The sequence below is a fragment of the uncultured Devosia sp. genome, from assembly GCF_964244875.1.
GTDB lineage: Bacteria > Pseudomonadota > Alphaproteobacteria > Rhizobiales > Devosiaceae > Devosia.
On the sequence record NZ_CAXTKA010000002.1, the window covers coordinates 42,868 to 56,354 of the forward strand.

The following is a 13,487-nucleotide window of genomic DNA, read 5'->3' on the forward strand; positions in this document are numbered from 1 at the left end:
CCCTTCAACCAAGCGAGGAACGCTGCGATGCTAGACTATTTGGCCGGAATTCCGGCCTTTCTGGGATATTTTGCGATCGGCATGCTCGCCTATGCCGCTTTTTTCGGCGTCTACACCACCATGACGCCCCAAAAGGAGGTCGAACTTATCCGCGCCGGCAATCTGGCTGCGGTAACTGCCTTTTTGGGTGCCCTGCTCGGCTTCAGCCTGCCCCTGGCGTCAGCCGCCGCCAACTCCGTCAGCATCATCGACTACGTCATCTGGGCGATCATCGGTATCCTGGCTCAAATCCTGGCCTTCTTCATAGCCAATTTTACCATGCAGCGCCTGCACGAGAAGATCAGCAGCGGCGACATGGCGGCCGGCCTTTGGGGCGGCGGGATCGCCTTGGCCGTTGGCATTCTCAATGCTGCCTGCATGACCTATTAAGGAAGCTATTATGCGCAGACGCTTTACCGGCCGCCGATCTCCCCTGCTTGCCCTTGGCACCATAGCGGCCTCTAGCCTGGCCCTGGCGAGTTGCGCCGGCGACCCGCCGGCGGAAGTCATGTTCACCTCGGCGCAACAATGCATAGAGGCCGGGATGGACCAGCAGGTTTGCCAAACCGGCTACCAGGACGCAATGCAGGCGCATTTGGCCTCGGCGCCACGCTTCGATGGGCTTGCTGCCTGCGAAGCGGAATATGGCGCCGGTCAGTGCGCCCCTGCTCCTGCTGCGGCAAACACCGGTGGCGGCGGCAGTTTCTTCATACCGTTCCTTGCGGGCTACATGATGTCTTCCGCCATCAACAATCTCACCGATTACGGCGCCTACCGCCGCCAGCGCGAACTCAACGGCTATGCTTATGGCTCAAGCCCGATCTATCGCAACCGCTCAGGCCAGACCCTGACGCCGGGAACCGGCGGTGGCGCCAATGGCACGACCTTGGCACCTTCCCGGCAGAACATGCAGCCGGTCAACGTCAATACCCAGACGGTGGCCCGGCAGGGTTTCGGCGGACGCCCCAGCGGCCTCGGTTTTGGGGGATAGCATGAAGCGGATAGCTGTCCCGGAACGGCCAGACTGGCGCGAGAAAGCACGCTCTGTCGGTTTCGGCTTTCACGAGATGTACGGCGAGCCCTATTGGCTCGATGATGTGGCCTATGTCTTTTCCATCCGCCAGATCGAAGAGGAGATTGAAGCCCCCTCTTCCGAATTGCATGAGATGTGCATGGACTTGGTCGGTGACATCGTGGGCAACGAGGAATATCTCGATCGCCTCGCCATACCGCACGAACTGCGCGATGTGATAACCCGTTCCTGGCAGCGCAGCGACAAGCACCTTTATGGCCGGTTTGATCTCGCCTATGACGGCACGGCCCCAGCCAAGCTGCTGGAATACAATGCCGATACGCCCACTTCGGTCTTTGAAACCGGTTATTTCCAGTTCAACTGGCTGACCGACCAGATTGATCTGGGCGTGCTGCCCAAGGAAGCCGATCAGTTCAATTCACTGCAGGAGAACCTGATCGAGGCCTTTGGGGCATTCTCCAAGGCATCCATCTTCCACTTCGCCGCCATGCTCGACAACGAAGAGGACCGGGGCACCACGGTCTATCTCATGGACTGCGCCGTGCAGGCCGGGCACCGGGTCGATCTGCTTGATATGAGCGAGATCGGCATCGATGCTCAAGGCCGTTTCACCGACCTCAAGGACCGCGTCATCGATCGCTGCTTCAAGCTTTACCCTTGGGAATTCATGCTGCGGGAGCCCTTTGCCCGACAGCTCATTCCCTCGGGCGATGTTTTTGTCGAACCTGCCTGGAAGGCCGTGCTCTCCAACAAGGGCTTGCTGCCGCTTTTGTGGCAGCGACACGCCGGCCATCCAAACCTGCTCGCCGCCTATTTTCCCGACGACCCCAAGGCCGGTGAATTAAGCGAGTTCGTGCGCAAGCCCTTACTGTCGCGCGAGGGAGAGAACGTCACCATCACCCGCAATGGTGAAGTCATGGCCGAAGCGCCTGGACACTACGGCGAGGAAGGTTTCATCATCCAGGCCTATACGCCCCTGTTCGAGAGCGCAGGCGGGTTTGCGGTACTCGGGAGTTGGATTGTCGGTGACCGCGCCTGCGGGCTGGCTGTCCGGGAAGACAAATCTCCCATCACGGCCAACTTGTCGCGGTTCGTTCCGCATTTCATTCAAGATTGAGGGGACCGGCCCGCTATCGCAGCCGCCGGTGTCGAAGCCGCCATCGCGGGCCCACGGCCACGGCTTGGCGCGATGGCCGCTGCCGGGCACAGGCCAAAAATCAAACGTCATGGCTGGCTTTTGCTCGTATCGACGCCAGCATGGACTGATAGGTCAGGTGACTGCCCGATCACGTCAAGATTGGGGCGTGACGACAATGTCTGGCGATTATGGGATCGATAGCCACTCACACGCGTTCCTGTCGGCGATCGCAGAGACGCATTGGAGCAGCGCACGGCCGACCGAGCCGAGGCATTACGCGTTCAGCGCCAGCGATGCGTCCGGCCCTGGCGCGCTGGTCGCAAATCCAAAGGCCACGCGGATGTGTGCCAGCAATGACCAAATGCTGGTGAGCCGGCTGCTGGGCTGCACCACCACTTTTCCACAACAACCCGAGAGAACTCTCATGATGCTACCCAAAGGGACGACAGTTGCCGTTGCAGATGGCGAAAAGCTGAACCTGTTTCACAATTCGGGGGATGAGGCCGGGCTCAAGCTTGCCCCGGCCAAGCATGCGGACGTTGACGATGCTATTCAGGGCAGCGGCTCGCGGCAGAACAGCTCGGGCAATCCCGATGCGAGCCAGTCCAGCGAGGATGGTTTTTCGGCCGGCATCGTGGCCATGCTCAACAAGGGCGTGCTGGATGGCAATATCGACGGTCTGGTGGTGATTGCAGCCCCGCGCGCACTTGGCGAAATGCGCAAGCACTACCACAAGGCGCTCAGCGCCAAGCTGCTCGGCGAGGTGGCCAAGGACCTGACTGGCCATTCCATCAGCGACATTGAAGCCGCCATTGAAGCGGCTTGAATTCGCGTTCGAGTGGTGATGCCGATGACGAAACGAAACGCGGCCTATCTCTCACCGGCCGCGTTTCTGTTGTTTGATACTGATTATTGTACGAACCGAGTGGTTCGTGGTTGCCTCTTCTCTCAAGGTGGCGGCGTTTTGAGCCTATTCTGAAAGTTCACGTGCCGCGCGGGGTCTTCGACTAACTGCTGAATCATGATAGCCCTTTCAAGCAGCTACAGTTTTCGGTGACTTTTTGAAACCTTCGTCCGCCTCTGCCCGCGTTAAACTGATGCTGGGCGCCACCGGCGTCGTTTTCGGGGACATCGGCACCAGCCCGCTCTATGCCTTCCGGGAGAGCTTTGTCGGACACCATCGCCTGCCGCTCGATCAGTTCCATGTGCTGGGCGTCCTCTCGATGCTGATCTGGGCCTTGATCCTGGTGGTCACGGTTAAATACGTGTTCGTCACCATGCGCGCCGACAATGGCGGCGAAGGTGGCAGCTTCGCCCTGTTGGCACTGATCCAGCGGGTTGCTCGTCGATCGCCCCAACTGCCCTATATCGCCGTCGCCGCCATGCTGGCCACCGCGCTGTTTTATGGCGATGCGGTGATTACCCCTGCCATTTCGATTCTTTCGGCGGTGGAGGGCATGACCTTGCTGAACGCCGATCTGGCCAGCTATGTCATACCGGTGACGCTGGTCATCATTGTGGGCCTTTTTGCCATCCAGCGCTTCGGCACCGGGCTCGTGGGCAAGGTATTCGGCCCTGTCATGGTGGTCTGGTTTGTCACCATCGGAATTCTGGGCGCCATCCAGGTCATCGCCAATCCGGTCGTGCTGCAGGCCTTCAGCCCTCATCACGCCTTGGGTTTCGTCGCCACCGACCCGATACGAGCCTTCTTTACCCTGGGCACCGTGGTTCTTGCCGTGACCGGTGCCGAAGCCCTTTATGCCGACATGGGGCATTTTGGGCGACCGGCCATCGCCCGGGCCTGGCTCTGGCTCGCCTTGCCGGCACTCATGCTTTGCTATGCCGGCCAGTCCGCCCTGGTCCTGGCCAATCCACAGGCCATTGAGTCTCCCTTTTACCTGATGGCTCCGCCGCAACTGCTGGTTCCCTTGCTCCTGCTGGCTGCCGCCGCGACCATTATTGCCAGCCAATCCATCATCAGCGGCGCTTTTTCAGTTACCCAACAGGCGGTCCACCTGGGCTATCTCCCCCGGGTCCGGTTCCGGCACACATCATCGGAAACCCGTGGCCAGGTCTTTGCGCCGTCGGTCAATCTGCTGCTGTTGGTTGCCGTCATTGCCCTGGTCCTGGGTTTTCGCAGTTCCAGTGCGCTGGCGGCCGCATTCGGGCTGGCGGTGACCGCGACCATGGTATTGACCACCCTGATGATCGGGTTCGTCATCTTTCGCGTGTGGCGCTGGAACCCGCTCTGGGCTGTTCCGCTCTACGTGGTCTTATTGGCACTTGACCTGGGCCTGTTCGCCGCATCGGCCACCAAGTTCATGGATGGCGGTTGGCTGCCCGTCGTGATCGCCACCGGGCTGGTCGTGCTTTTTGCCACGTGGCGCCGCGGTCGGCTGCTGCTCAATCGACGCATGAGCACGCACTCATTGCCGGTGGACATGTTCCTCAAGTCCACCGCCAAGGTCCACCGCGTCCCCGCCAGTGCCATTTACCTGACCACGGACACCCAAACCATTCCGCCAGCCCTGCTACACAACCTCAAGTACAATCAGGTTGTCCATGAGCATGTCTTGCTGGTGACGGTGGAAACTGCACTATCGCCGCGGATCAACGACGAGGACAGGCTAACTGTGAGCGATCTGGGCCAAGGTTTTGTTCGCGTCATCATCCATTATGGTTTCGCCGAAAGCCCGGATGTGCCCCAGGCGCTTGCACCGCTTTTTGAGGCCAGTCCCAACTTCAATCCCATGACCGCCGCTTACTTTCTCAGCCGCCAGACCCTGATCCCTTCGCGCCGTCCCGGCATGGCGCTGTGGCGCGAGAAACTTTTTGCGGCCATGGTCCGCAATTCGGAATCGCCGATGACCTTCTTCAAACTGCCGGTCAACCAGGTCGTGGAACTGGGCAGCCAAGTCGAGATCTAGTGCGATCCCTTGTCCCCGCCGACTGCGTCAGCCACCGGTGTTTGTCGACGGAAGTCGGCCAACCTAGGGCCGCGCATCAGCACACGGCTTGGCGTCCATAGCCGAACTGAACCTTCTCGAACATTCGAGCCGAACACCTGGCCTATTGTGAGCGCGCACTTGCAGTACCGGAGTTCCTCCTTTTGTCAATGCAGACATTCGGTGTGTGGAAGCTAGACCTACGGTCAAGCAGCTTACGCTTTCGCGAGTTTCCGACGGTTGATGTTGTGGCGTTACCAAGCACCCGACCAAAAGGCTAAGCCCACAACGTCAATGACTTGCCAGGTCGAGATCGGCGTAGATGGCGTCGCGCACCTGCCGAGGGAATGGCCCGCTGCAGCCTTCGTTGGCGGTATTGCTCATCACGACAACTGAAAGCTTGTTAAGGGGATCGACAAACCAGCGATGACCATAGATGCCGCCCCATTCATACGTTCCAACCGGCTGCGGGGTGGCGGCGGCAACGGGATCCGTGACGAGCGCGCCGAGAAAACAGAAAGCCGAACCGGGCTCGCGAATGATTGTACCGATTTGGTTCTGCACGGCTGTGGCCATTGTCTGCCGCGACAGGATCTCGCCGCCACCAGTGCGCAGTGCTTCCAAAAACGTCATGAAATCGGCAGCGGTGCCAACTCCTCCCGAGCCGCCGGACTGGAAGGCGCGCGGGTTGAACACACGGTCGGGGAAAAATGTCACGCCCCCGCTGCCGCCCCGCCCAGGCACGAAGGTCGGCCCCGCCATGCGCGTCGGCGCGCCACCCGGGTTATCGGCATAGACCGGCCCGAGCCGGGTAGCGTCTGACACGAAGAACCCGGTGTCCTTCAAGCGGAGCGGGCCGGTCACGTAATGCCGGACGGCTTCGTCGAGAGAGCCGCCCTGGATCGTCGCCAGCACGCCGCCCATAACGTCCATGCCCTTGCCATAGACCCAGCCCGCACCGGGCGCATGCACCAGCGGGACAGTGGCGAGACGGCGGAGGTTGTCGTCCAGCGACAGGTCGGTATCGCTCATGCCGCCGGAAACGCCAACCTTGTCAAAGGCCGGGCCACCAGCGCCGATCCCGCCGGTATGGGTCAGCAAATGGGCCATGGTGATGGGCGCAGGCGAACCGTCGGGCAAGGCCGGAGTGAAATAGTCGAGAACGGTCGCGACCGGTTGATCGAGCTGCAGCAGGCCCTGTTCGATCATGGCCAAAGCCGCCGCTGCCACAAGAGGCTTGGTGAAGGACGCCAGCCTAAAGATGGCATCCTCCCTCATCGGTAAACTGGCCTCTCGGTCATGCAGGCCCGTCGCCCGGCGAAAGACCGGCTGTCCGTACTGGGAAATCATTATGACACTGCCAACGATACGCTGTTCGGCAATTGCCGTGGCAATCACCCCATTCAGTGCAGACCAGTCCATCATGGCAAGATCCCTTCAACGCTAAGCTACCAGGCGACGACTTGTCCGTCGTAGCCGCGGTGCAGTCCGCTCATTTCAGACGTCGCACTGTCGATGACTTGCCGCATGCCGGTGACCGACTGTTCGGGGCTGAGATCGCCCTCGAACTCGCTCATGCGGGTCTTAACCCGACCCGGACGTAGCGGCAGGCAGATGCAGCCCCAGTCCTTCCAGTCGACCGAAAGATTACGCAGCATCTGGTTGAGCGCGGCCTTGGATGCGCGATAGGCGTATTGGCGCGGCACCTGGTACAGGCTCATCGAGGCGGCCAGGCTGGAAATGGCGACCAGCACCTTTTTTTCCGCCAGGCGCAGGTTCGGTTCGAGCAGACCAGCCAGATGTAGCGGGGCAAACGTATTGGTAAGCATTACCTTTTCCCAGTGCTCCGCGGTTAGTTCCTCTGCGGGCACATCGGCGCCGCTACCGACTCCGGCATTGAGAACGACGACGTCGATGGGACGGCCCTTGAGCCGATTGGCCAGCATGGCGGCGCTGGCATCGTCCATGGCGTCATAACGCAGTTCGGTCACATCATAGCCGAGCTGGGCAAAATCCTTGGGGGCCAGGGCGTGCGGTTGGCGGCGATGACATGCCAGCCCTCGGCGGCATATTGACGGGCAAATTCTAGGCCGATGCCGCGATTGGCGCCGGTGATCAGAACGGTTGGCATAGATCGATCTCCAGCGATTACCAGGGCACGTCGGTGCCGTCATAGCCAATGATGCGACCCGCATCGGCCGTGGTAAAATTTTCAACGACCGTCTTGAGGCCGGCCACGCTGGTTTGCACCGGGATGCCATTGTAGTTGGTCATCTGTGTTGCCACCATGCCGGGACGGATCAGTCCGCAGGCAATGCCCAGCGGCTTCCACTCCAGTGTCAGTGCGGTCATTACGGCGTTGAGGCCGGTCTTGGACGCACGATAGGTATACTGCGTGGCCCAGGTGTTCGCCCCGATCGAGCTCATCAGGCTCGACATTGCCAGGGCGACCTTGCGCTCTCCAGCCAACAAGTTTGGCTTCAACGCAGCGACCAGCGCCAGCGGGGCGAAGGTGTTGGTACGCACGACCTTGAGGAAATCCGCGCGGGTAACTTCGACCGGCTTGGCCTCGAGATTGATGGCAATGCCGGCATTGGCAATGACCACGTCGACCGGCCTGCCATCAAGCGACTTGACCAACGCGGCGATGGCTTCAGGGTCGGTGGCCTCGAGCGGCAGTACCGTCGTGTTGGGCAGGGCAGCGAGCTCGGTCGCGGCGGAGACGTCGCGTGACGTGCCGAGCACGGTCCAGCCGTCGCCGGAGAATTGCCGTGCCAGTTCGAGGCCGATGCCTCGGTTGGCGCCAGAGATCAGGATCGTTGGCATTGCTCATATCGCAGCGGAATGGATTGGTACATCATTGGTATACCATTAACGTGGATGGCATCAAGCGATTTGTAGACCTGGTGCCCATAAATTGGGGATGCATATGCATGTCGCGCCGAATGGCAATCATCTCTGTTTCAGTCTCGCGCAATGGTCCAGAACCGTGTCTATGCCAGCCCGCATGTCTCACAGTTTGGGCTTGCTGACCAAAAAGCAAGCGATAATCGGCTCCGCCCCTATGACAGGCACTAGACGACACGCCTACGGTATTCTACTGGTATTCCAGTTGCAGATGTGCAGTGGCGTTAGGAAGGAAATCGGTATGAAGTCGATGACGGAGTCAGCGGGTGCGGTGGCCGCAGTCGCCCTCATTCTGCAGAGCGGCGCTGCCTATGCGGCCGACAACGTGGCGTTCCACCTCGACTGGACCGCGGGCGGCATTTCGGCTGTCCACTATCTAGATGTGGTAGAAGGCTGCTTGACCAAACAGGACATCGACATCACTATTTTGCGCGGTCATGGCGCCGCTGATGCAATAACCAAGGTTGCCAAGGGCGTTGCCGATTTCTCGGTTACCGATCTCGGTGTGATCATCGGCGCGATTTCGGAGACCCAGGCCCCGGCCAAGGCGATCATGCCGATCGTTTCCATGTCGCCGCTGGCTATTGCGGTGGCTGAAGACAGCCCGATCAAGACGCTGAAGGACCTCGAAGGCCGCAAGCTCGGCTCCTCCGTCGGCAATGCCGCACTTGAATACGTGCCGCTGGGCATGAAGCTGGTCGGCGCCGACCATGCCAAGGTCGAAGACGTGCTGGCCGACGGTTCGGCCCTCAACAGACTGCTACTCGGCGGCCAGGTCGACGCGCTCGCCAGCTCCATTACGCCGCCGTCGACGCCATCACCGCCCAAGTGGAAGGCATGATCCGCGAAACGCAGGTGGACGCCGGGCCTTTCGCCATGAACTTCTCCTTTTTGGATAATACGATCTTTAAAGCCAATGGCTTCAACTTTGATCTCGCACGCGTCTCCCATAACATCGATATCGTCGGCAAGGTGAAGGGCAAGACGCTCATCTTGACAACGGACGAGGTGGTCTACGCCCCTGCCGAGTGAGCCTTCAGTGCCGCCGGTTGTCGGACCGGCGGCGCACTTTTCTCATGTTCAAACGGATCCGCCATGCCCCACATCACTTCTGCCAGCAAGGGCGTGTTCGTCATTGCCGTCACGCCTTTTACCGATACGGGCGCCATCGACATGGCCAGCATCGACAGTGTGACCGATTTTTATCTCGAGACAGGCGCGGAAGGCCTGACCATTCTGGGCATGATGGGTGAGGCACCCAAGCTGACCCAGAGCGAAGCGCTTGCCATTACCAAGCAGACCCTGACCCGCACAGGCGACAAGCCGGTCATCGTGGGCGTATCCGGCCCGGGCCTTGCCGCCTTGGGCGAGTTGACCAAGGCCGTGATGGGCATGGGCGCCGCCGGCGTCATGGTCGCGCCGCCCATGGGCCTACGCACCAATGAACAGATCACGGGTTACTATTCGCAAGTCATCCAGACCATCGGCACCGAAGTGCCCGTAGTGCTGCAGGATTTCCCACTCGCCACCGATGTGCGGCTGAGCATCGGCGCGCTGGGCCAAATCATCGAGGCGCATCCCTCCATCGTTATGCTCAAGCATGAGGATTGGCCGGGCCTGAGCAAAATCAGCGACCTGCGCAAGGCAGAAGCCGATGGACGCCGCCGGATTTCGATCCTGTGCGGCAATGGTGGCATCTTCCTGCCCGAGGAAATGTTCCGCGGCGCCGATGGCGCAATGACCGGCTTCGGGTACCCCGAAATGATGGTGGAAGTCTGCCGCCTGTGCGATGCCGGCGATCAGGATCGCGCGCAAGACATTTTTGACGCCTATCTACCGCTGGTGCGCTACGAGCAGCAGCCGGGCGTGGGCTTGGGCGTGCGCAAATATGTGCTGGCCAAACGCGGCGTCATCGCCAGTGCCGCGCAGCGGAATCCCGGCACGCCGCTGCCACCGGCTGCTGTCGCCGAAGTCGAGCGCCTGTTGGCCCGCCAGACCAAGCGCCTGCACGAACTGAGCTAGCAGACGCCCTAAACTAACGCTTTGGGGCAAAGCCCTCGAGCGCCCTGGGCGGTAGCGCCGACAGGGCAATGACGCAGACAGCGAGCAGGCCCGCAGCGACCAGCGAAATGGTCCACATCGGCACCCCGGCCGGCGCAGTCGAGCTACCCACCGTCTCCGTCAGCCCTGAAGCCACGGCCACCGCGCCCACCGTCGCCACACCGATCGTCCCACCCATGGCTCGCATGAAACCCAGCACGCCGATAGCCGCGCCCATGCGCGCGCTGCCGGCGGCATTCTGCGTCGCCAGGGTAAAGACCGGATAAGCGCAGCCAATACCCAGTCCCAGGGCGATGGTGGCGATTTCAACGCCCACCAGCACCGGCATCAGCGCCAGCACGGCGGTAAGCAGCAGCGCGCCGGCCAAGGCCACGGACGCCGCGCCGAGCACCATAGGCTTGTAATGCGGATTGAGCAGCAGCAGCCGCGGCGGCAGGTAGGCGCCCAACATGATGCCGCCGAGGAGGCCGAGAATGGCAAAGCCGGCCTCGCTGGCCGAAAAGGCGAACTGGTGCTGGTAATAGAGCGGCAGATAGACCGCCATGCCGATATTGCTGCCCTGGCAGCAGAGCAAGCCCACAGCGCAGAGCAGGATTGTCTTTTCGGTCAGGATCTGCAGCGGCACCAGCGGCGACTTTGCCGTCACCATGCGCCAGCCGAACCCGGCCCATAACAGGATCGCGTCGCTCAGCCACAGGACCGGGTGCAAGGGTGTGACGGAGGCACCGGTGAAACTATTGAGCGCCATGACGCTAGTGGTGGTGCCGCTCACAAGCAGACCCGCACCGATGAAGTCGATGGCGCGCGTCCTAATGCCGGCCTCATACTTGAACAGCATGGCGATGGAGAAAAGCACAACGAGGCTGATCGGCACGTTGATCCAGAAAATTGCGCTCCAATGCATATAGTCGGAGGAACCCGCCGGCAACCGGACCAAAGATGCTAGCCGCAGCATAGATGGTGGAAATATAGGCGCTGTAGGCGGCGCGGCGCGCCATGGGCACGCGGTCGGCGATCACCACGAAGGGCAGCAAGGTCAGGCCACCGGCGCCAATGCCCTGGATGACACGGCCAGCGATCAGCATTGGCAGACTCGTGGACAGCGCGCCAACGACCGAGCCAGCGAGGAAGGCGCCGATGCAGACAAACAGTGCTAGCTGCCGGCCGCGCAGATCGGCAATGGCGCCCAGGATGGGTGAGGAGGCGGTGGCGGCCAGGAGATATACTGTGGGCACCCACGCCAGCAGCGCGCCGCCGCCGAGATCGGCAGTAATATCGCCCATGGCCGGGCCAACAATGGTCTGCTCAAGAGCCGCCATGAACAGCGCGGCCATCACCGCCCCGATGATCAGACGCTCCTGACGCAAGCTGGCAGGGGCGTCCAGAACCGGCGTGGTGGTCATAAGGGCCTCATAATGGCCCGCTCAGGACCCGGAAATTCAAGACCGGCGACGGCCCAAGATGAAATCGATGATGGCGTCACGCACATTGTTGAGGTGCCGCCCCATTAACCGGCGCGAACGCTCGGGGTTATTGCCCATCACCGCATGCAGGAGGTCGAGATGTTCGGAGGCGCCGACCAGCAGTCGATGTGGGATGCGCGAGGTGTTGAAGATGTGAGTGCGGCGGCGCAGGTCTCGAATGGCGTTGGCGATCAGCGGGTTGCCGGCCGCCTCGGCGATGGCGCCATGCACTAGGTCGTCGACGGCCCAATGGTGCGCCGGGGTGATCTCCACCACTTTGGTGAGTTCAGCAATGTCATCCGCGATGGCCTGGCCCTGCTGGGGATCAAACCGGCCGGTGGCGCGGGCGGCGCATTCCATTTCGAGCACGCAACGCATGTCGAGCAGGTTGATGTAGCTTTCGACGCTGACATCGGTGACCACCAGCATGCGGCCATGACGACGCGTCACCAGGGATTCCGATTCCAGCCGACCGAGGGCCTCACGCACCGGGGTTCGGGAGATGGACAACATTTCAGCCAATCGCCGCTCCTGCAGCACGGCGCCGGAGACCAGTCGTCCGGACAGCAGCAGGTCCAGAATCTGGGTATAGGCGAAATCGCTGCGGCTGATATCGGCGCCGCCGGGAGCAGCGCGATAAAGCAGCGCAGTCTCGGTCGATTCGATCACAGCCATTGGAGTTCCTCACGTCCATCACTGGTAGCCCGACGGTATACCTATGTCAACGCGTTGCGCAAAATCATGATAAAGCTGCTATTATTGTTAGTCAGGACAGACTTGCCAGTTTCGTGTGCCATCGGTATTCCAATGGCACTTAATCTCGAGCAATCATTCGGAGACCGGAATGGCCATCACACCTTGGCGCGCCACATGCATCCAGATCGACAGCAAGGTGGCCAGCAATGCCGCGACCAAGGCTGAGACCTGGGCTATCATCGACACCAATATGGCTGTAGCCATTGCCAAGATCCAGGAAGCCTGCAACGGCCTGAACCCGCCTAAACTGGTCGTGCTGCCCGAATTCGCTTTCCAGGGTCCGCCGCGCGCCACCCCCGTGAGCGAATGGATCGAGCGCGCCTGCGCCGCCATTCCTGGGCCCATCACCGAAACGCTGGCTGACGTCGCCCGCAAGTTCAACATTTACATTGCCGGCAACCACTTCGAAGTAGACCCGAAGTGGCCGGACCGTTATTTCAACTCGTCCTTCCTGCTAGACCCCAAGGGCGAAGTGATCCTGCGCTATCGCCGTATCAACACGGCGAGCTGGACCTCGCCGCACGACATTCTGGAAGAATATCGCGAAGTGTATGGCGAAGATGGCATCTTCCCGGTGGCCGATACCGAACTCGGGCGCATGGCCATCTTCCCCTGCGGCGAAGTCGCCTCCCCCGAGCTGTCACGCGTCTTCATGCTGCGTGGCGCCGAAATCCTGCTGCACCCGTCCAACGAGCCGGCCAATGCTCGCGCCGATGCCGCCAAGATCTGCCGCGCTGCCGAAAACATGTGCTACCTGATCAGCACCAACATCTCGGGCAGCATTGGCTTCTCGGACACCGAGCGCGGTGGTCACTCCCAGATCGTCGACTTCAACGGCAATCACATTGCCTTCGAAAAGAGCGACCTCGAGAGCATCGACTGCTCCGCCATAATCGATGTCGACGCCCTGCAGAAGGCGCGCCGCGACACCAACATGGGCAACGCCCTGCTACGCACGCGCTTTGAAATGTATCGCCAGTATTATGCCGAGGCCGACATCTATCCGGCCAACCAACTTGGCGCCAAGGCCTTCGAGACTTATGCCGAGCTGACGCCGTTGCATGAGCGGGCAATCGCCAACGCGGAAAAGGCAGGCATCTTGCGTTAAGCCCGGGCAATTACCAAAATGAACCAAGCCCGGGGCG

At 61.1% G+C, this 13,487-nt stretch carries 16 protein-coding genes; 9 read left to right on the top strand and 7 right to left on the bottom strand.

The genetic code is table 11. From position 1 onward, the window contains the following. The first annotated feature begins 27 nt into the window (after positions 1-27). The 5 genes from ACFE8X_RS02660 to ACFE8X_RS02680 all read left to right on the top strand — a co-directional run bounded on the left by ACFE8X_RS02660 (position 28) and on the right by ACFE8X_RS02680 (position 5,137). Entirely contained in the window at positions 28-429 is a 402-nt protein-coding gene (locus tag ACFE8X_RS02660) for a DUF350 domain-containing protein (protein ID WP_375449904.1), read from the top strand. A 10-nt stretch (positions 430-439) separates the two neighbouring features. Next, entirely contained in the window at positions 440-1,030 is a 591-nt protein-coding gene (locus ACFE8X_RS02665) for a DUF1190 domain-containing protein (protein ID WP_375449905.1), read from the top strand. A gap of 1 nt (position 1,031) precedes the next feature. Beyond that, positions 1,032-2,189: a glutathionylspermidine synthase family protein gene (locus ACFE8X_RS02670; protein ID WP_375449906.1), complete on the top strand. Its 1,158-nt coding sequence runs from the start codon at positions 1,032-1,034 to the stop codon at positions 2,187-2,189. Between the two features lie 445 nt (positions 2,190-2,634). Then, the gene (locus ACFE8X_RS02675) at positions 2,635-3,036 is read left to right on the top strand and encodes a host attachment family protein (RefSeq protein WP_375449907.1); all 402 of its coding nucleotides are present in this window, start codon (positions 2,635-2,637) and stop codon (positions 3,034-3,036) included. A 271-nt stretch (positions 3,037-3,307) separates the two neighbouring features. Further along, positions 3,308-5,137 carry a potassium transporter Kup gene (locus tag ACFE8X_RS02680; RefSeq protein ID WP_375449908.1) on the top strand — a complete coding sequence of 610 codons (1,830 nt, stop codon included), beginning with the start codon at positions 3,308-3,310 and terminating at the stop codon, positions 5,135-5,137. A 309-nt stretch (positions 5,138-5,446) separates the two neighbouring features. On the opposite strand, the gene ACFE8X_RS02685 is transcribed toward ACFE8X_RS02680, so the two are convergent. The 4 genes from ACFE8X_RS02685 to ACFE8X_RS02700 are packed head-to-tail and all read right to left on the bottom strand — an operon-like array spanning position 5,447 to position 7,981. Then, complete coding sequence (locus ACFE8X_RS02685; protein WP_375449909.1) at positions 5,447-6,580, bottom strand: serine hydrolase domain-containing protein; 1,134 nt, start codon at positions 6,578-6,580, stop codon at positions 5,447-5,449. Between the two features lie 23 nt (positions 6,581-6,603). Further along, positions 6,604-7,146 (bottom strand): SDR family NAD(P)-dependent oxidoreductase, encoded by a 543-nt coding sequence (locus tag ACFE8X_RS02690; protein ID WP_375449910.1) that lies wholly within the window; start codon positions 7,144-7,146, stop codon positions 6,604-6,606. Continuing rightward, on the bottom strand, positions 7,143-7,286 hold the full coding sequence (locus ACFE8X_RS02695) for an SDR family NAD(P)-dependent oxidoreductase (protein WP_375449911.1): 144 nt from the start codon (positions 7,284-7,286) through the stop codon (positions 7,143-7,145). The genes ACFE8X_RS02690 and ACFE8X_RS02695 overlap by 4 nt, the downstream gene beginning before the upstream one ends. 17 nt (positions 7,287-7,303) lie before the next feature. Further along, a complete protein-coding gene (locus ACFE8X_RS02700) occupies positions 7,304-7,981 on the bottom strand; it encodes an SDR family oxidoreductase (protein ID WP_375449912.1) in 678 nt (225 codons plus the stop codon). A gap of 322 nt (positions 7,982-8,303) precedes the next feature. Between ACFE8X_RS02700 and ACFE8X_RS02705 the strand changes: the two genes are divergently transcribed. The 3 genes from ACFE8X_RS02705 to ACFE8X_RS02715 all read left to right on the top strand — a co-directional run bounded on the left by ACFE8X_RS02705 (position 8,304) and on the right by ACFE8X_RS02715 (position 10,084). Then, positions 8,304-8,903, top strand: coding sequence for an ABC transporter substrate-binding protein (locus ACFE8X_RS02705; RefSeq protein WP_375449913.1), 600 nt, complete (start codon positions 8,304-8,306; stop codon positions 8,901-8,903). Then, on the top strand, positions 8,900-9,094 hold the full coding sequence (locus ACFE8X_RS02710) for a hypothetical protein (protein ID WP_375449914.1): 195 nt from the start codon (positions 8,900-8,902) through the stop codon (positions 9,092-9,094). Before ACFE8X_RS02705 ends, ACFE8X_RS02710 begins: the two co-directional genes overlap by 4 nt. 63 nt (positions 9,095-9,157) lie before the next feature. Then, complete coding sequence (locus ACFE8X_RS02715; protein ID WP_375449915.1) at positions 9,158-10,084, top strand: dihydrodipicolinate synthase family protein; 927 nt, start codon at positions 9,158-9,160, stop codon at positions 10,082-10,084. A 13-nt stretch (positions 10,085-10,097) separates the two neighbouring features. On the opposite strand, the gene ACFE8X_RS02720 is transcribed toward ACFE8X_RS02715, so the two are convergent. From ACFE8X_RS02720 to ACFE8X_RS02730, 3 genes are read right to left on the bottom strand one after another with little or no spacing between them, the layout of a single operon-like run. Next, positions 10,098-10,997, bottom strand: coding sequence for an MFS transporter (locus ACFE8X_RS02720; RefSeq protein WP_375449916.1), 900 nt, complete (start codon positions 10,995-10,997; stop codon positions 10,098-10,100). Then, entirely contained in the window at positions 10,945-11,526 is a 582-nt protein-coding gene (locus tag ACFE8X_RS02725; RefSeq protein WP_375449917.1) for an MFS transporter, read from the bottom strand. The genes ACFE8X_RS02720 and ACFE8X_RS02725 overlap by 53 nt, the downstream gene beginning before the upstream one ends. A gap of 36 nt (positions 11,527-11,562) precedes the next feature. After that, entirely contained in the window at positions 11,563-12,261 is a 699-nt protein-coding gene (locus ACFE8X_RS02730) for a GntR family transcriptional regulator (RefSeq protein ID WP_375449918.1), read from the bottom strand. Positions 12,262-12,430: 169 nt separating this feature from the next. Between ACFE8X_RS02730 and ACFE8X_RS02735 the strand changes: the two genes are divergently transcribed. After that, a complete protein-coding gene (locus tag ACFE8X_RS02735; protein WP_375449919.1) occupies positions 12,431-13,450 on the top strand; it encodes a nitrilase-related carbon-nitrogen hydrolase in 1,020 nt (339 codons plus the stop codon). The last annotated feature ends 37 nt before the right edge of the window (positions 13,451-13,487 follow it).